The following is an 18783-nucleotide window of genomic DNA, read 5'->3' on the forward strand; positions in this document are numbered from 1 at the left end:
GCCATTGATTCAGGTGCTGGTCAGAAGAAAGTGATTTCACCTGCGCCGGCAGGAGCCGCAGTTTTCTTCCGGGTGCCATGGATTTCCCGCTCCTCAGCCATGGCGTAGGAGGCCTCCATGTCGGCCAGCGCACCCGTCACGCTCAGAGCCGACGCATCACCGCTGCTCATTTTTTCCGCCACGTCATTCACGCTGTCCCGGACATGGCAAAGCATCTGACTGATTCTGTCCTGGAACTGAAGCGCCACCAGTGCGTCTTCAACTTCAGCCTGAATACCCTGATTGGTGCCGCGCAGGGACTCAGCGGATTCCACCAGCCCCTCCGCCAGGCCCTGGAAATCCGCCAGAACCCGTTCGATGGTCGCCTCAGAGCCCCTGACCGCTTCGCTATCCCGGCCACTGGATGCCTGCGCTGCCGACACAGCTGCCCGGATGGCATCTCCTATGTAGCGAACCTTGGTACCAATGCGCTCACCGGTCTCCGCAGAAAGACGGGAGAGCTTGCGGACCTCATCCGCCACCACGGCAAAGCCGCGGCCGTGCTCCCCGGCCCTGGCAGCTTCAATGGCGGCATTGAGAGCAAGCAGGTTGGTCTGGCCGGCGATGGTTGCAACGTCCTTTGCCATGGTGTCGAGCTCGTCAACGAAAGTGTCCAGACCGTTGATCTGGTTGAGAAGCCCGTCCCGGTCTTTCAGGGCATTTTTCAGGCTGTTGACCACCGACTGCAGATCTTCCCGGGCCTGGCCGAAGGTCGAGCCCATGCCACCTTCCATGGATCCGGCTACTTCAGAGGCCATTTCGGTTGAGCGGCCGAGGTCGGTTGCCAGATTGGCAAAACAGCCGGTCAGGCCGGTAATCGCGGTTTCCGTCTGGGAGCGGGCGGTTTCGACATGGCTTGCCCAGATGGGCATCAGCTGTCCGCCCAGCGCCATCTGGCTGTCGCGAAATGGTATGGATGTCTGCGCGCTGGTAGCGATATCGGAATCTGCTGATTTTTTGAGGGATTCAAGGTGAGTTCGGGCCAGGTTTCGGCAAATCAGGACCGAGATCAGGGTAAGCACCGAAAGAACAAGTGCCAGAGTCAGGCCGGCGCCCAGGGAGGGTGAGACGTACAGTGTGGCCAGAGCGCCAAGCAGGCCCGGGGCGGCCATCAGCGCGATCATATTCCGATGTGAGATTGCCTGAATCGATGTCACCGGCTGTCCCCTTTTTGTGTTAAGGACATCGTTATACAGAGGCAGAAACCAGACAATCAGCCAGGGACGGTATTCAACCCGGCAAAAGGCTTACGGAAGGTAGGGAAAGGACTACAGACACACCCGCGAGCGGGATCTGCAAATATCGGGTTGCATGACCGGCCCTTTCAGGGACGGTCATGCAGTTGCGGCTCAGTGGTAGTGGCGAGTGCACCGTACCAGCTCCATCGCCAGCTCCCCGTCTTCACAACGGGTCGCTATGTCGCCGACGGTTATGATCCCGGTCAGGTCTTTGTTTTCTGCATCGTTCAGCACAACAAGACGCTGAACCTGCTGGACCTGCATGTTCCGGACGATCTCCTGTACATCGTCGTCCTCATAGGCGTAAAAAACAGCATCGGTAACGATGGAACTTATCTTTTCGTCCGGATTCCTGGATTCAGCCACAGCCCGCAGTGCTATATCCCGGTCGGTGACCGTACCAATGATTCGCTCACCGCGGACCACCGGCTCGAATCCGCTTGCATTTTTGGCCATCAGTTCTGCGGTTTCACGTATTGAAGCATCCGCATCAACGTAATGGGTGCGCCGTGTCATAACCTCCTTGACCTGCATGATCAACTCTCCTTTTTGCTGGGTAACGGGAAAATCGCGGATGCCTTTTTTTAACCGGCCTCAACGACAAACTGAAGCCGAGAGACCATTTTTCAAGCTGCTGAGCCGTTTGGTCACTGGACTCCGGCATATGGCAGAAGCGTCATTCCGGCCGGACCAACAGGGCGACGCCCCGCGGCAGAACTATACGGCGCATCTCCGTCGGCGTACTCAGGGTTTCGCTGAACCAGGCTTCCGACCGCTTGATTCCGCCATGCCTCATAATGCGGCGCGCGATGCCGATGATGTCCTCATTGGCGACCCGAACCGAGCCATGGGACACTGCCTTGCCCAGGGACCAGGTGTTGTCCGTGCCATGCAGGCTGTATGGCGGAAAGTATCTGAGACGGACCCGTCCCATCGGATTATCCGGGTGGCCGGGGGGGGTATAATCCCACTTTGCTGCCCAGGAACTGGCGGGAGGCGTCCAGTCTGGGTTCCAGTCGACCTTGTAAATCCTGAAATTGCCGGTCGGAGTGCCAAGGCCGGGCCTTCCAACCGCAATGGGATAAGTATCCTTCAGCTCGCCGTCGATGTATTCAAAGAGCTTGCGCTCGGCCAGGCTGATTTCGTAGTGAAGTACTGGAAGGTTCCGGTATTCGGGAGCGACCTCAAGGAAACCCGTGTCCGGCAGGAACGATCCGCCGGAAAGCGCCGGCTGGCTGAGGCAAAACAGGATCGGCATCAGCCACCTGAAAGGCGCGCGCCTGGGTTTGCGGGTTCCCGATCGACTGGACATGTCTTTGCTCCCGACCAAATTCGCGTAGGTATCCCCCATCCTGAATAAAAGGCATTAAAAATGCCACTAAGGATTCAGATGCAGAATGCGACTGACAGAAAGCCACGGACAAAACTGGGGTGCGATAACAAGAATGATGACTGGTCGGGGCTGGACGTTCTCACCAGGAATCCGGGAGGAGTTCTGTAAATAATGGAGGCGCGGGTCGGAATCGAACCGGCGTTAACGGAGTTGCAGTCCGCTGCATGACCACTCTGCCACCGCGCCAGGGATAAAGTCCGGGGGAAAAAATGAGGACCTTTAAAACGTCTCCTGAACCGGGTTCGGGGAGATACTCTGATTGTGCCTTTCAGACCCTGTTCGAGTCCAGAAACTGGAGCGGGAAACGAGATTCGAACTCGCGACCCCAACCTTGGCAAGGTTGTGCTCTACCACTGAGCTATTCCCGCTTGACAACGAGGGCGTATTCTACGGATTCGGCGGGTGCCGTCAACCACTTTTTCAACATTCTGTTTTTGTTGAAATTCAGGCTGATTTTTGACCGAAGATCAGGAAGCCAAAAAGCGAACGGCTGAAGGACCGCTTACGGCCCTTCAGCCGTTCAACTGACACTATCAGCTATTCGGGCCAACCGCCGGCGTCACGGGTTTGCTGACCGGTGCCGACCTGACATCTTTCGCCAGGCTTCTGCTTCTGAGCGTCAGCAGTTTCTGCTCGTGATGCAGACCCTTGCCCAGACTTACGCACATGACCAGCAGCACAACCGTGAAGGGCAGGCCCGTAGTGACCGCCCCGGCCTGGAGGGCCGTCAGAGCATCAGCACCACCTATGGTAAGCAATGCGGCCGCAATCACGCCTTCCAGCGTTGCCCAGAACACCCGCTGAGCTGCGGGCGCATCGATCTTGCCGCCGGACGTGATGCTGTCGATAACCAGGGAGCCGGAATCCGATGAGGTTACGAAGAAGACCAGCACCAGGATAATCGCGAGGAACGAAGTAATGCCAGCCAGGGGCAGGTTTTCCAGCATCTGGAACAGAGTCAGGGAGGAGTCGCCAATGCCATCGGCCAGCGCACCGACGCCGCCAATGGTCTGCTCGAGGCCACCGCCACCAAAAGCGCTCATCCAGACCATGGTGACCACTGTTGGGACGACCAGTACCGCAGTCAGAAATTCGCGAACGGTCCGGCCTCTGGAGATGCGGGCGATGAACATTCCCACGAAAGGCGACCAGGAGATCCACCAGGCCCAGTAAAAGATGGTCCAGCCGTGGTAAAAGGTTTCATCTTCACGACCCACCGGGTTGCTTAATGGCAGGATGTACTCGGCATAGGAACTTATCGTTAGCCAGAGGTTGCCAAAGAAAGTCATTATCGAGCCGGCGAAAATGACAAAAAGCAGCAACGCCCCCGCCAGGACCATATTGATGTTGCTCATCACTTTCACCCCGCCATCAAGCCCCCGCATGACCGAAATGAGTGCAACCGCCGTGACCAGGATGATGATGCCGGTCTGGGTGCTGAGACTGGCGGGAATTTCAAACAGGTGATTGAGGCCTCCGGCCGCCTGCTGGGCACCAAAACCCAGGGAAGTAGCGAGGCCGAAGATGGTTGCTACGACGGCGACGATGTCGATGACGTTACCAATGGGCCCGTATATACGGTTGCCGAGCAGGGGGTAGAAAGTTGAACGGATCGTCAGCGGCATGCCTTTGTTATAGGCAAAAAAGGCGAGCGAGAGACCCACAACGCCATAAATGGCCCAGGGATGCAGACCCCAGTGGTACATGGTCGCCGCCATGGCCGCGCGCTGGGCTTCCATCGTCCCTCCTGCCGTATTCAGTGGCGAGCCATACCATTCGGTGTAATATCCGATCGGCTCGGCCACGCTCCAGAACATCAGGCCGATGCCCATGCCGGCGGCAAAAAGCATGGCAAACCAGGACATCCTGCTGTGTTCTGGTTTGGCATTTTCGCCGCCGAGGCGGATCTTTCCGGCAGGCAGAAATATCAGCGCCACGCAGAAGAGCACAAAAATGTTCCCGCTGGTGAGGAACAGCCAGTCAAAGGTATTGATGGACCAGGTTCGCGCAGCCAGAAGCATTTCGCTGGCCGCCGTCGGGAAAATCAGGGAAAGAATAACGAACAGCAGGATCAGCCCCGCGCTCGTAAAAAAAACCGGGTTGTGAAGCTCAAGCCCCAGTGGATTGATGTTGTCCTGCCCTACCTTGTAATCAGACTCATAAATTGCCTCGAGCTCTCTTATCGATTCAGAATCCTTTATTTTATTGACCTGTCTTTTCCCGGCCATTTGGCATTCTCCTATAGTTGTTATTGCCTGATTGGGCTGCTGGCAAAGACTGAGCCTGACAATGTCCTGCCAGTGTCCCGACAAGGTCCCAACAAATCCCGTTTGTTAAAAACCAATACCTGCGTGTACGCAGCTTTTTGAGCCTCTACAGATAATCACACTCGCACAGAATCAATCCGTCTGCTGGCGACCCGGTTGGTTCTATATGCGACGGCAGGCTCCTGAGCGAAAGCCCCCTCTGGCCATCCGCGAAGACGTCGGATCCGCGTTTAGCGGGGCCCGGGAAATTTTTTGACGTTTCCAGGATTCTTTCGGTCGTATCCAGTCAATTTGGGCATGTGCCAGAGGGATATGCTTCGACCATATCCCTATGCCTGGAGCTAGCCATGACCCCCTCTGAACTGCACCGTGATTCGATCGTTATTGATGGCCTGATTATCGCCAAGTGGAATCGCGACCTGTTTGAAGACATGCACAAAGGCGGTCTGACCGCCGCCAACTGTACAGTGTCGGTCTGGGAGGACTTCCAGGACACCGTCGACAACATCGTGATGGTTAACCGGCTGATGCGTGAAAGCGCTGATCTGGTCCGGCCTGTCCGCACTACCGGCGACATCTTCCGTGCCAAACAGGAAGGTAAAACCGGCATCATCATGGGCTTTCAGAACGCCCATGCCTTCGAAGACCAGTTGGGTTACGTCGAGGTTTTCAAGCGTCTCGGCGTGGGCATCGTGCAACTTTGCTACAACACCCAGAACCTTGTCGGCACCGGGTGCTATGAGCGCGATGGCGGGCTTTCGGACTTCGGGCGCGAGATTATTGGCGAGATGAACCGCGTCGGGGTCATGTGCGACCTGTCCCATGTTGGCGCCAAAACTTCAGAAGAAGTCATTCTCGAATCCACAAAGCCGGTCTGCTATTCCCATTGCCTGCCCTCCGGCCTCAAGGACCATCCCAGGAACAAGAGCGATGAGCAGCTCAGGTTCATTGCGGACCATGGTGGCTTTGTCGGCGTGACCATGTTCGCCCCTTTCCTGAAGAACGGAATCAACTCCACCATCGATGATTACTGTGAAGCCATCGCCTATGTAATGAACATTGTGGGCGAGGATGCCATTGGCATAGGCACTGATTTCACCCAGGGCCACGGCAAAGAATTCTTCGACATGCTGACCCACGACAAGGGCTATGCACGCAAGCTGACTGAATTCGGCAAGATCGTGAATCCTCTGGGCATCCGCACCATAGGCGAATTTCCCAACCTGACTGAAGCCCTGCTTGGTCACGGTTTCTCGTCGTCCCAGGTGCGCAAGATCATGGGCGAAAACTGGGTGCGGGTTCTTGGCGAGGTCTGGGACACCGAGGACGCGCGAGCGATCGAGTCTGCCCCCGCAGATGAATCCGGGTCTCTCACGACCACCAGCAACGTAGCCTGAGACCCTCAGGCACATCCTTCTTTGACTGATTTGAGGAAAAGACAATGGCAGCAACTGCGCCAGAAATGCCAATCGAAGTGGACGCGGAAACCGGGGTCTGGACAACCGATGCGTTGCCCATGCTGTATGTACCCCGCCATTTCTTTGTCAACAACCACATGGCCATAGAGCAGGAAATCGGGGCGGAGCGTTACGCCGAGATCCTTTACGACGCAGGCTACAAGTCCGCATGGCACTGGTGTCAGAAAGAATCCGAACTGCACTGCCTGGAAGGAAAGGCGGTTTTCCAGCATTACATGACCCGCCTGTCCCAGCGCGGCTGGGGGATGTTCACCATCGAAGAGCTCGACATAGAGAAGGGAACGGCCCGTGTCCGGCTCGACTACAGCGCCTTCGTCTACGTGTACGGAAAGGCCGGTCGCAAGGTGGACTACATGTTTACTGGCTGGTTCGCCGGCGCCATGAACCAGATTCTCGCCGCCGCTGGCTCGTCGCTGCAGACATATGCAGAGCAGGTTCAAAGCGCCGCCGAAGCCGGCTGTGACCATGGCGTATTTATTGTGCAGCCACTGAAATAAGGATCCGATGATGGCCTTCGAAGAACTGTTCAAACCAATCCAGATCGGCAAGCAGACGATCCGGAACCGGATCGTAAGCACCGCTCATGCCGAGGTTTACGCCACCGACGGCGGCATGACCACCGAACGCTATATTAAATATTACGAAGAGAAGGCCAAGGGTGGCTGCGGCTTGTGTATCTGCGGTGGCTCATCCGTGGTTTCCATCGACAGCCCCCATGGCTGGTGGAGTTCGGTGAACCTGTCCACGGATCGCATCATCCCGCATTTTCAGAATCTCGCGGATGCCGTGCACAAGCATGGCGGCAAGATCATGATCCAGATTACACACATGGGTCGTCGCTCACGCTGGGACGGCTTTGACTGGCCTTCCCTGGTGTCTCCTTCGGGCATTCGCGAGCCGGTTCACAGGGCAACCTGCAAAACCATCGAAGAAGAGGAAATTCTGCGCATCATCGGAGATTTCGCCAAAGCCGCAGGACGCGCCAAGGCAGGCGGACTGGACGGGGTCGAGCTCTCGGCGGTGCACCAGCATCTGATTGATCAGTTCTGGAGTCCGCGGGTCAACAAGCGGACTGACAAGTGGGGGGCCACCTTCGAGGACCGCATGCGTTTTGGCATGGAGGTGCTCAAGGCCGTTCGCGCCGAGGTCGGCGACGATTTCGTGGTGGGCATGCGAATCACTGGGGACGAATTCCATCCCGATGGCCTGAGCCACGACGACATGAAACAGATCGCGGCCTATTACGATGCCACCGGCATGGTTGATTTCTTCGGCGTGGTGGGATCCGGATGCGACACCCACAACACCCTGGCCAACGTGATTCCCAATATGTCCTACCCGCCGGAGCCGTTTCTGCATCTGGCTTCGGGCATAAAGGAAGTGGTCAAGGTTCCTGTCATTCACGCCCAGAATATCAAAGACCCCAACCAGGCCCAGCGCATTCTGGAAGCAGGCTATGTAGACCTGGTGGGCATGACCCGCGCCCATATCGCGGACCCCCACATCGTCAACAAGATCAAACTGGGTCAGGTCGACCAGATCAAGCAGTGTGTAGGAGCCAATTACTGTATCGACCGTCAGTACCAGGGCCTTGATGTACTGTGCATCCAGAACGCCGCCACTTCGCGGGAGTACATGGGTCTGCCCCACGTCATCGAAAAGACCACCGGGCAAAAGCGTAACGTGGTGGTGGTCGGTGGCGGGCCTGCCGGCATGGAAGCTGCACGGGTAGCAGCCGAGCGCGGCCACGCGGTAACCCTGTTCGAAGCCAGTGACGCCCTCGGGGGGCAGATCACCATCGCCGCCAGGGCCCCCCAGCGCGATCAGATCGCCGGTATTACACGGTGGTTCCAGCTTGAACTGGCACGACTCAACGTTGAGGTCTGCCTAAACACCCGCGCCGATGAGGGTCTTCTGGAACTCAATCCCGATATCGTGATTGTCGCCACTGGTGGCCAGCCTTTTCTTACCCAGGAGCCCGGATGGGGCGCCGAGGAAGGCCTGGTTGTCAGCACCTGGGACATTCTCAACGGCGTGGTCGAACCCGGAAAGAACGTTCTGGTCTACGACACCATTTGCGAATTTCCAGGGATGTCGGCGGCAGACTTCCTGTCCGAAAAAGGCTCGAAAGTCGAAATAGTGACCGATGACATCAAACCCGGTGCCGGCGTCGGCGGCACCAGCTTCCCGACCTATTACCGCAGCCTTTACACCAAGGAGGTGATCATGACCTCTGACCTGTTGCTCCACAAAGTCTACCGGGAGGGCGACAAGCTGGTCGCCGTGCTGGAAAACGAGTACACCGGCGTCCAGGAAGAGCGGGTTGTGGACCAGATTGTGGTTGAAAACGGCATCCGGCCGGATGAGACCCTTTACTACGCCCTCAAGGACCAGTCCATAAACAACGGTCAGATGGACCTTGATGCGCTTTTCAGCATCAAGCCACAGCCGGCGCTAGAAGCACTCAGTGGCAACGGAAAAGACTTTCTGCTGTTCCGTCTGGGAGACTGCAACGCTCCCCGGAACACCCATGCGGCTATCTATGACGCGCTGAGATTATGCAAGGACTTCTGAGCACAGACTCGTCCGGGCTGAATGTCCCGTTGCCCGGCTCTCAGCCGGGCCGGTAACAGGAGAACTGAAATGCTTGATCAACTCCTAACTGTTCTGATCATCGCGGCCCTTGCGCTGGCGATTATCGGAGCGGCCCGCCGGGTCTTCCTGTGGCGCCGGGGAAGGCCATCACAGGTGGCCTTTTTCAGGGGCCTGATATCGATGCCCCGTCGGTATCTGGTGGATCTGCACCATATTGTGGGGCGGGACAAATACATCTCACGGACGCACGTGGCGACAGCTGGTGGATTCGTCGTTGCTGCGGCCCTGGCCATTGTTGTTCATGGCTTTGGCCTGGACAGCGCACCCTTGGCCTGGCTGTTGATCGCCTCCGCTCTGTGCATGTTTGTTGGCAGCCTCTTTGTGGCCAAACGGCGGATCGATCCGCCCGACCGCCTGTCCAGAGGACCCTGGATGCGGCTGCCTAAAAGCCTGATGGCATTTTCCCTCGGCATTTTTCTCGTCACGCTACCCACTGCCGGAGTCGTCCCTGCCGATATCGGCGGCTGGGCCCTGGCGGCCGCCCTCTCAGGGGTCGTTGCCCTTGGTCTGGGGGAAATGTTCCTGGGCATGACCTGGGGCGGCCCCATGAAACACGCCTTTGCCGGCGCCCTGCATCTGGCTTTCCACCGCCGCCCGGAGCGCTTTGGCGGCGGGCGTTCGACCGGACTGAAAGCCCTTGATCTTGGCGACCGGGAAGCTCCTCTGGGAGCAGGGAAACCCGAAGACTTCACCTGGAACCAGTTGCTGGGATTCGATGCCTGCGTGCAATGCGGCCGGTGCGAAGCTGTGTGCCCGGCATTTGCCGCGGGCCAGCCGCTAAACCCGAAAAAACTGATTCAGGACATGGTCGTGGGCATGGCGGGCGGCACCGATGCCAGCTATCACGGCTCTCCTTACCCCGGCAAGCCGGTCGGCGAACATTCCGGTGCGCATGATCAGCCCATCGTGGCCAGGCAAGGCAAAGGACTGGTAGACCCGGAAACACTCTGGTCCTGCACTACGTGTCGGGCCTGTGTCGAGGAATGCCCGATGATGATCGAGCATGTGGATGCCATCGTCGATATGCGGCGTCACATCACCCTTGAGCTCGGCGTTACTCCCGGCAAGGGCGTGGAGGTGATCGAAAATCTGATTGCCACGGATAATCCCGGCGGCTTCTCTCCCGATTCGCGCATGCACTGGGCCGCCGACCTGAACCTGCCTCTGATGTCAGAGCAGGGATCCGCAGATATCCTGCTGTGGATTGGCGACGGCGCATTTGACCAGCGCAACCAGAGAACACTGCGGGCCCTGGTGCAGATACTTCGGGCTGCGGACGTGGACTTTGCGGTACTGGGAAACGACGAGCGGGACAGTGGTGACCTCGCCCGCCGACTGGGCGATGAAGCCACGTTCCAGAGCCTGGCAAAACGCAACATCGCGACCCTGGCAACAGCAGGATTCAGATCCATTGTCACCTGCGATCCCCATAGCTTCCATGTACTGAAGAACGAGTATCCCGAGCTGGGCGGAGATTACACTGTATACCACCACAGCACCTTTATTGCTGACCTGATGGCGAACAGCCGGTTGCAGGTGTCTCCCTGGAAGGGCAATCGCGTCACCTATCACGACCCCTGCTACCTCGGCCGCTACAACGGTGAGTATGAAGCTCCCCGTAATGTCCTCAAGGCTCTGGGGATGGAGGTGGTCGAGATGCAGCGCAGCGGTTATAAATCCCGCTGTTGTGGCGGTGGTGGCGCCGCGCCGGTCATTGATATTCCGGGCAAGCGCCGGATTCCGGACATGCGCATGGAAGACATCCGGGAAACCGGGGCAGAGCTGGTAGCCGTTGGATGTCCACAATGTACAGCCATGCTGGAGGGTGTTGTTGAGCCCTCGCCTCAGGTCCGCGACATCGCCGAGCTGGTAGCCGCCAATCTGGTCCAGCCGGGCAGGGAAAAACCCGCGGCTTCGCCACGGCCCACTGTTGAGGTAACGCACTGATGCACAATGACACCGGCTCTTTACCCCGTCGTGACCCGCGCTGGGAATGGATCGCCCGCAATCGCCTGCATCCGCTCCATGAGGAAACGCTTGCGGGCCCAGTTACTGATTCTACGGAGGCCCACGTCTGGCAGGGGCCCAACGGGCTGATCCGACGCGATCCCCACAAGGTGGGATTCGTCGGCATCAGCGGGCTCAAACGCATCGATCGCAGTGGCGCTCAGGGCGGCACCACCGCCAACCAGCGTGGCGGCCGCAAGGCGGCACCTGCGGATGCGCGTAAGTCCGTGGTAATTGAAAACCCTGCATTCCTGATTACCGTGGTGCCCGATCTTCCCGGCGGCCGGCTCTGTGCACATGACCGCGACCTGTTCGGCCTGGCCAGGCAACTGGCGGACGCCAATCCTGACAGGCCCGGGGCCGTGCTCGCCGTGGTTTTTGATGAACTGCGCGAAGACGGTTTCGGTGACGCCGGCGTTGACCGACTGCTGCACTACGAGGACCGGTCTGCCGCGTCCCGCGAAGCCAGAGCATACGCACCCGAAACGCGTCTGGGTGTTTTGACACATATCGAACGTGAACTGCTACCTGATCACTGGCTGTTCCCGGATTCGGCGATGGGTGGTGCCGAACTGGGCCGGCGTCTTGCAGCAAAACTGGGCGAACGGCCGGCAACCCAGGTCTGGCAAATCGAGGACAACGGCACTGAGCTGCGCTGCACTGGCCGGGGTGCCGCTGGCGTCACGGACATTAGCCGCCCCCTGCCCCGGATCGTATTGGCCCTGCCTGAATGTGCCGAACCTGTGGCCCGGACACGACATGCCGCACAGCCACTATCGCTTTCGCCGGGCCAGGGCCTGGCCTGGTTGCCCGGCCGCATCCAGAACCTCGGAGCGGTCGCCGTTGATCCGGCGCAGGTAGCTCTGAGTGAGTCCGAATTCATCCTTTCTGCCGGCCGCGGCGTGCGCGACTGGGAAGGATTTCACAAGGCGGCTGAAGTGCTTGGCGCCACCGAAGGCGCGTCAAGGGTCGCAGTGGATGACGGCTTCATGACGCGGGACCGCCAGGTGGGCGCCAGTGGAACCTGGGTAAGTGCAAGGGTCTATATCGCCGTGGGCATCTCTGGTGCCATCCAGCACCTCCAGGGCATACAGAGCTGTGACAAGGTGGTCTCGATCAACCTGGATCCGGATTGTGACATTATCAAAAGGGCCGACCTTGCTGTGATCGGAGATGCCGCGCAAGTCCTGGCAGCCCTGGTAGCCCTTCAGCAAAAAGAGAGCAGATCTCATGCAGCCTGATTCCAGCTCCACCCCCGAGTCTGAAAACAGTTTGAGCATCGCTGTGCTTGTCTCTGTCGGATGTCATCCATTAACCGGGCGGCCCAGACGGGCCGACCAGGACGCTCGGGCTCTGGAGATGGCATTTTCTGTGGAGGGCGCCACACCAGCTCTTCTCCACGCCGGACCCTGTGATGATGTCGGCGAGGATGCACTGCGGACCTATTTAGGCATGGGTGGTGGAACCGACCTGGACTCGCTGATCGTCCTGGAGCAGACCGCGGATGCCGATGTGCTGCCCTCCCTTACCGATGAACTGAAGGCATTGGGGCCGCAACTGGTGCTTTGCGGCATGCGCGCTGAAACAGGGGAAGGCTCGGGAATGCTTCCCTACCTGTTAGCTGAGCGCCTGGGCTGGCCGATCATCAGCGGTGTGGCAGCAGTGGAAAGCATACAGGATGGTGTAGTCGTGGCATTGCAGGCCCTGCCCCGTGGTCAGCGTCGACGGCTGTCAGTCCGCCTGCCTGCCATAGCCACGGTCGACAGTGCAGCGCCCGCACCAAGGGCTTCAGCTTATGGTCCTGCAAGAAGGGGCACACTTCCCGTTTTCAGCACCGAGTCGACCGCCGATGAGGCCCAGAACGAATGGCTCGTTTCTCCGGCGCGCAAACGCCCGAAACGCCTGAAAATCATAACGGCAACGTCAGCCCGGGAACGATTCAGGGCAGCCGCCGCGAAAGCCCAGGGAGGCAGCGGGAAAGTGTTGAAGGATGTAAGCCCGGAGGCCGCCGCCGAAGCGATTCAGGCCCTGTTGAAAGAGGAAGGCGTCTTGCGCTGAGGTACTGGTATCCAGCCGTGTGACAGCAGTAAATTCCTGGCCGCCGGCTGGCAGGGCGGCCAGGAATTTCACTTCGGAAATCCATTCCCTGCTCTTTATCTCCCGCTTCCGGACTCCTGGCCCTGCTCTGTTTCCAGTTTCAGAATCTCTGCCCGGTGGCCCAGGTTGGAAAGCATCTGCTCGCTGTACCACTGAAGGAAGTCGATCACGCCGAACTCGGCAGTTTCGGAATAAGGCCCTGGCTCGTAGGCGACAGAGTTGATGCCCCGCTGGTTTTCCTCGGCAAGCCGTCGATCCTGCTCGTTGGTCGCGTCCCAGACTTTACGCATGTTTTCGGGATCATAATCCACCCCTTCGACGGCGTCCTTGCGTACAAGCCATTTGGTGGTCACCACCGTCTGTTGAGGGCCCAGTGGCAGTACACGGAAGACCACTGCATGGTCGCCCATGAAGTGATTCCATGAGTTGGGCAGGTGCAGAATTCGCAGTGATCCCACATCCGGGTTCTTTATGCGCCCCATCAGCTTATTGCAGGCGACCTTGCCATCAACCGTCATCGCCATGGCTCCCTCGAGCAGCGGCGTGCGCGTGAAACGGTTGCGGCGTCCGAAGCGCCTTAACTGCCAGGGGATGCCTTCGGCGTTCCACTGGGTCTGCTTGCGTGCAACCAGACTTTTGTATTCGGGAGTCGCACGGGGATCGTCGGTATCGTCGAATTCCTGCAGGCTGTTGAGCAATTCGGGGTGCGCCCCATTACAGTGGTAACACTCCCGGTTGTTCTCGATCACCAGCTTCCAGTTGGCCTGCTCAACCAGTGTGGATTCCGCCGCTACTTTTACGTTTTCCATGTCATAGGGCGCAAGGTACTCGTCGAAGGCTGCCGTGAGGTCATCAATGGCAGGCGGCTCTTCCGCCAGACAGATAAAAATAAAACCGCCCCCGGTTTTGACATGCACGGGCTTGAGCCCGTAATCGGAAACCTTGAAATCACTGCCCATGTTACTGCCGGCGTAAAGCAGACGTCCGTCCAGCTCATAGGTCCACTGATGGTAGGGGCAAACCAGCTTGGCCACCTTGCCTTTGCTCTGGCTGCACAGCCGTGAGCCGCGATGGCGACAGACGTTATGAAACGCCTTCACTTCGCCTGTGTTATCCCGGGTGATGATCACGGAGTTCGAGCCGATCTCCACGGTCATGTAATTTCCTTTCACCGGAATCTCGCAACTCATACCGGCGAAAATCCATTCCTTGCCAAATATCTCCTGCATATCCAGCTTGAACATCTCATCATCGTTATAGAGCGGCTGCGGCAAAGAAAATTTTTGCCGGCGATTCAGCAGCATTTCCGTCATGGATGCGCGCGGGCTGTTGACGGGATCGTTAAGACGGCCGGAATACACTGGGTCCATTTGGCTGCTCCTCATTGTTGTTGGTTCTGGTTTACGGATCGGTGCCTGAGGATTACCGCTTTGAAGAGAACCGTCAGGCTGCTTTGGCGAAGTGTGTACCAGCTTTGCAGGACCCAGTTGTCTATTCACGACAGGCGCAACGCCAGCCACGACATGGCAGATCAAATTATCTGTACGCGTCAGAAACCCGTTACCCGAATGCAGGCTGTCACCTCGGCCGAAAGTCAAAAACCGTTTTCCACGCAGGACATACCGCAGAAAAAACATCGGCTGATCCGTGGCATTTACAGATAACTCCATGTCGTTAATAGGCAAGTTCCGGGCGCAGCGGCCGGTGAAAATGCACTGGTAGTTATGTCGGTGACAGCAGACTCCGGGTCGCCATTTTTTGCATACTTTCCCGCTAGAGCAGGTGTTTATGAGCGCAACCTTTCTGAATCCGGTAAACACTCAGACCTGGAGCAACGGTCGTCACGTGGTGCAATGCACTCAGGTGATACAGGAAACCTGGGACGTCCGCACATTCTGCTTTGTGGCTGAGCAGCCAATTCTCTTCTATTTCAAGCCGGGACAGTTCGTCACCCTGGAGCTGGAAATCGACGGTGAGAGCATCATGCGCTCCTATACGATTTCAAGTTCGCCCTCGGTTCCCTACAGCTTTTCGATAAGCGTCAAGCGGGTTCCCGGCGGTAAAGTGTCAAATTGGCTTCACGACAATCTCGGCGTCGGTCAGACACTGGCGGCCCATGGCCCGGTAGGCGATTTCAACGCTATCGACTATCCCTCTGAAAAGATCCTTATGCTTTCCGGTGGCGTCGGCATCACGCCGCTCATGTCCATGGCACGCTGGTTTTTTGACACCAATGCCAATGTCGAGGCCTGCTTCGTCCATAGTGCCCGCACACCCAAAGACATCGTCTATGCCCGCGAGCTCGAGCACATGTGCTCACGCATCGCAAACTTCAATGTTCACATGATCTGCGAGCGCCAGGAGGCGGGATACCCCTGGACCGGCTATCGGGGCTTCCTCGGCCGGCAGATGCTCGAACTGATCGTTCCCGACTTCATGGAGTGGGAGATTTTCTGCTGTGGCCCGACCCCCTACATGAGCGCTGTCAAAAGGATCCTGCGCGAGGCGGGTTTTGACATGAGCCATTATCACGAGGAGTCGTTCGGGGCGACGCCGGTGGACATTGTCGAGGAAGTCATCGAACACGCCGAAGCAGCGGCGGACGCCGACGCAATGCTGGAACAGTCGGACCTTGTCAGTGTGAGCTTCACCGACAGCGACAAGAGCGTTCAGATCCCCCGGACGGAGACAGTACATTCCGCCGCGGCCCGGGTAGGACTGCACATTCCCAAGGCCTGCGGTATGGGCCTTTGCGGAACCTGCAAGGTAGCGCTTAAAGAAGGTCAGGTCGAAATGCAGCATAACGGGGGCATCACCGAGGAAGATGAAGAGGCCGGCTATATCCTTGCATGCTGCAGCAAGCCCATCGGAAACCTGGTAGTGGAATATTGATGATGTCGCAAACAGGATTCCCGCTGACGCCGCTAAGCACTTTCAGCAACAACGCTGGGGCTACCATCCAGACAGGACTTAACACCGGCAATTTCGCCGGGATCTGAATAAACGCTTTTGAGGAGACTCTCCATGTTCAGCCAAGAAGATAAATTACAGGGATTCGATGATGTGTTGATGGAGGCCATCAAAGCGGAGTCCGAACGCCAGGAAGCCCATATTGAATTGATTGCTTCCGAAAATTATACCAGCTTCCGGGTAATGCAGGCCCAGGGCACCCAGCTGACCAACAAATACGCCGAGGGCTATCCCGGAAAACGTTATTACGGTGGCTGTGAGCACGTCGACACCGTCGAAAGCCTGGCAATCGATCGTGCCTGCGAGTTATTTGGCGCCTGTTATGCCAATGTCCAGCCGCACTCGGGGGCCCAGGCTAATGCCGCTGTCTTCATGGCACTTCTCAAGCCCGGCGACAACATCCTTGGCATGAGCCTGGCTCATGGCGGTCATCTTACTCACGGTGCAGCTCCGAACTTCTCCGGCAAACACTACAACGCTGCGCAGTACGGGCTGAATACAGAGACTGGCGAGATTGACTACGAAGAAGTCGAACGTCTGGCGCAGGAACACCAACCAAAGATGATCATCGCCGGCTTTTCCGCTTATTCGAGAGTTGTGGACTGGGCCCGCTTCCGCTCGATTGCCGATTCTGTCGGCGCCTGGCTGATGGTTGATATGGCTCATGTGGCGGGCCTCGTTGCCGCCGGCGTCTACCCCAGCCCGATCGAGCACGCCCATGTGGTTACCACTACAACCCACAAAACTCTGAGAGGACCCCGTGGCGGTCTGATTCTCAGTTCGCTTGCTGACGAAACCCTGCACAAGAAGCTCAACGGTGCGGTCTTCCCGGGACAGCAGGGCGGCCCCCTGATGCACGTGATCGCCGCCAAAGCGGTAGCGCTCAAAGAGGCAATGGGAGAAGGCTTTGTGCAGTATCAGCGTCAGGTCATAGCAAACGCCCGTGCCATGGCGAAGGTGTTCGTTGATCGCGGTTTTGACATAGTATCCGGCGGCACCGACAACCACCTCTTTCTGGTTTCGCTGATTGACCAGGGCATCACCGGCAAGGCTGCCGACGCGCTGCTGGAACGCGCTCACATTACCGTCAACAAGAATGCGGTACCCAACGATCCCCAGAGTCCGTTCGTGACCTCAGGCCTTCGTATCGGAACACCCGCGGTAACCACTCGCGGCTTCACGGAAACCGAATGCGAAACCCTGGCCGGGTGGATCTGTGATCTTCTCGATGCCCTGGCCAGTGGTGAGGAGACCAACCGGATCGAGGCTAGCGTGCGTGAGCAGGTCACCGCCCTGTGCCAGCGTTTCCCGGTTTATCCCGCAACCCGTAGCAAGTCTGCCACTACTGCTGCAGCTTAACCACACATTAAGGGTCACGTTATGGAACGCTATTCGGTTTTCGGCCTTATCAGGCACGCCTTGAGCTATCACGAGAACTGGCAAAAGACCTGGCGCAGTCCCACGCCGAAAAAAGAATACGACGTGGTAATCATCGGAGGCGGCGGCCATGGCCTCGCCACTGCTTACTATCTGGCCAGTCGTTATGGCGTGACCAATGTGGCGGTGATAGAAAAAGGCTGGCTGGGTGGCGGCAACACCGCCCGCAACACCACGATTGTCCGGTCGAACTACCTCTGGGACGAGTCTGCGGAGCTCTACGAACATTCAATGAAGCTCTGGGAAGGATTGTCCCAGGATCTGAACTACAACGTGATGTTTTCCCAGCGCGGAGTACTGAACCTTGGTCATACCCTGCAGGACATGCGGGACATCCAGCGCCGGGTCAATGCCAACCGGCTCAACGGTATTGACGGCGAAGTGCTGGATGCGCAGCAGGTGAAGGAAATCGTTCCCATCATGGACTGCTCCAGCAATACCCGTTACCCGGTCCTGGGCGCTTCCTGGCAGCCCCGGGCAGGCGTCGCCCGACATGACGCCGTCGCCTGGGGTTACGCCCGTGGCGCAGACAGGCTCGGGGTCGACCTGATCCAGCAGACAGAAGTTACCGGCCTTAATATCAAAAACGGCAGGATCGTCGGCGTCCACACCACCAAAGGCGACATAGGTGCCAAAAAAGTGGGCTGTGTCGTCGCCGGCAATTCCGGCGTGGTCGCAGGCATGGCAGGCTTCAAGCTGCCGATTGAGTCACATCCCTTGCAGGCGCTGGTATCCGAGCCGCTCAAGCCGATTCTGGACACAGTAGTCATGTCCAATCACGTTCATGGCTACATCAGCCAGACCGACAAAGGGGACCTGGTCATTGGCGCCGGTATCGATGGCTACAACGGCTACGGTCAACGCGGGAGCTATCCCACCGTGGAACATACGCTTCAGGCCATCGTGGAGCTCTTCCCGATCTTCTCCCGGGTGCGCATGAACCGTCAGTGGGGTGGCATCGTGGACACCACGCCGGATGCCTGCCCGATTATTTCGGCTACGCCGGTTGAAGGACTGTTTTTCAACTGCGGCTGGGGAACGGGCGGCTTCAAGGCCACACCGGGATCGGGCGATGTTTTCGCCTGGACCCTCGCCAATGGCCGGGCCCATTCCATTGCAGAGCCTTTTTCCATTGACCGCTTCTATACCGGCTCGTTGATCGACGAGCACGGCGCCGCGGGCGTCGCTCACTAAAGGAGTTC

At 58.1% G+C, this 18783-nt stretch carries 14 protein-coding genes and 2 tRNA genes; 9 read left to right on the forward strand and 7 right to left on the reverse strand.

All coding sequences use genetic code 11. From position 1 onward, the window contains the following. Positions 1-20 precede the first annotated feature (20 nt). The 6 genes from LG327_RS14600 to LG327_RS14625 all read right to left on the reverse strand — a co-directional run bounded on the left by LG327_RS14600 (position 21) and on the right by LG327_RS14625 (position 4898). On the reverse strand, positions 21-1196 hold the full coding sequence (locus LG327_RS14600; protein WP_404362973.1) for a methyl-accepting chemotaxis protein: 1176 nt from the start codon (positions 1194-1196) through the stop codon (positions 21-23). Between the two features lie 192 nt (positions 1197-1388). Further along, positions 1389-1811, reverse strand: a complete 423-nt coding sequence (locus LG327_RS14605; RefSeq protein WP_404362975.1) for a CBS domain-containing protein — start codon at positions 1809-1811, stop codon at positions 1389-1391. Between the two features lie 142 nt (positions 1812-1953). Then, positions 1954-2589 (reverse strand): L,D-transpeptidase, encoded by a 636-nt coding sequence (locus LG327_RS14610; RefSeq protein WP_404362977.1) that lies wholly within the window; start codon positions 2587-2589, stop codon positions 1954-1956. A 193-nt stretch (positions 2590-2782) separates the two neighbouring features. Next, positions 2783-2856, reverse strand: a tRNA-Cys gene (locus tag LG327_RS14615). Between the two features lie 107 nt (positions 2857-2963). After that, positions 2964-3038: transfer RNA gene (locus LG327_RS14620), tRNA-Gly, on the reverse strand. Between the two features lie 165 nt (positions 3039-3203). Next, positions 3204-4898, reverse strand: coding sequence for a BCCT family transporter (locus LG327_RS14625; protein ID WP_404362979.1), 1695 nt, complete (start codon positions 4896-4898; stop codon positions 3204-3206). 386 nt (positions 4899-5284) lie between these two features. On the opposite strand from LG327_RS14625, the gene LG327_RS14630 reads away from it, so the two are divergent. The 6 genes from LG327_RS14630 to LG327_RS14655 all read left to right on the forward strand — a co-directional run bounded on the left by LG327_RS14630 (position 5285) and on the right by LG327_RS14655 (position 13135). Continuing rightward, positions 5285-6334, forward strand: a complete 1050-nt coding sequence (locus LG327_RS14630; RefSeq protein WP_404362981.1) for a dipeptidase — start codon at positions 5285-5287, stop codon at positions 6332-6334. A gap of 44 nt (positions 6335-6378) precedes the next feature. Then, positions 6379-6912, forward strand: coding sequence for a DUF5943 domain-containing protein (locus LG327_RS14635; protein ID WP_404362983.1), 534 nt, complete (start codon positions 6379-6381; stop codon positions 6910-6912). 10 nt (positions 6913-6922) lie between these two features. Beyond that, on the forward strand, positions 6923-8989 hold the full coding sequence (gene dgcA, locus LG327_RS14640; protein ID WP_404369449.1) for a dimethylglycine demethylation protein DgcA: 2067 nt from the start codon (positions 6923-6925) through the stop codon (positions 8987-8989). 69 nt (positions 8990-9058) lie between these two features. After that, a complete protein-coding gene (locus tag LG327_RS14645) occupies positions 9059-11017 on the forward strand; it encodes a (Fe-S)-binding protein (RefSeq protein WP_404362984.1) in 1959 nt (652 codons plus the stop codon). Continuing rightward, positions 11017-12318, forward strand: a complete 1302-nt coding sequence (locus LG327_RS14650) for an electron transfer flavoprotein subunit alpha/FixB family protein (RefSeq protein ID WP_404362985.1) — start codon at positions 11017-11019, stop codon at positions 12316-12318. Before LG327_RS14645 ends, LG327_RS14650 begins: the two co-directional genes overlap by 1 nt. Next, complete coding sequence (locus LG327_RS14655; protein WP_404362987.1) at positions 12308-13135, forward strand: electron transfer flavoprotein subunit beta; 828 nt, start codon at positions 12308-12310, stop codon at positions 13133-13135. The genes LG327_RS14650 and LG327_RS14655 overlap by 11 nt, the downstream gene beginning before the upstream one ends. Positions 13136-13230: 95 nt before the next feature. Here LG327_RS14655 and LG327_RS14660 read toward each other — a convergent pair whose 3' ends face one another. Continuing rightward, positions 13231-14544: an aromatic ring-hydroxylating dioxygenase subunit alpha gene (locus LG327_RS14660; protein ID WP_404362988.1), complete on the reverse strand. Its 1314-nt coding sequence runs from the start codon at positions 14542-14544 to the stop codon at positions 13231-13233. Positions 14545-14962: 418 nt separating this feature from the next. Here LG327_RS14660 and LG327_RS14665 point away from each other — a divergent pair, with 418 nt between their 5' ends. From LG327_RS14665 to LG327_RS14675, 3 genes are all read left to right on the forward strand, one after another. Further along, positions 14963-16066: an FAD-binding oxidoreductase gene (locus tag LG327_RS14665; RefSeq protein WP_404362989.1), complete on the forward strand. Its 1104-nt coding sequence runs from the start codon at positions 14963-14965 to the stop codon at positions 16064-16066. A 132-nt stretch (positions 16067-16198) separates the two neighbouring features. Then, positions 16199-17503, forward strand: coding sequence for a serine hydroxymethyltransferase (glyA, locus tag LG327_RS14670; protein WP_404362991.1), 1305 nt, complete (start codon positions 16199-16201; stop codon positions 17501-17503). A 21-nt stretch (positions 17504-17524) separates the two neighbouring features. After that, positions 17525-18775, forward strand: coding sequence for a sarcosine oxidase subunit beta family protein (locus LG327_RS14675; protein WP_404362993.1), 1251 nt, complete (start codon positions 17525-17527; stop codon positions 18773-18775). Positions 18776-18783: the final 8 nt, after the last annotated feature.

Origin of the sequence: Marinobacter sp., from assembly GCF_044799475.1 — a bacterium.
Classification (GTDB): domain Bacteria; phylum Pseudomonadota; class Gammaproteobacteria; order Pseudomonadales; family Oleiphilaceae; genus Marinobacter.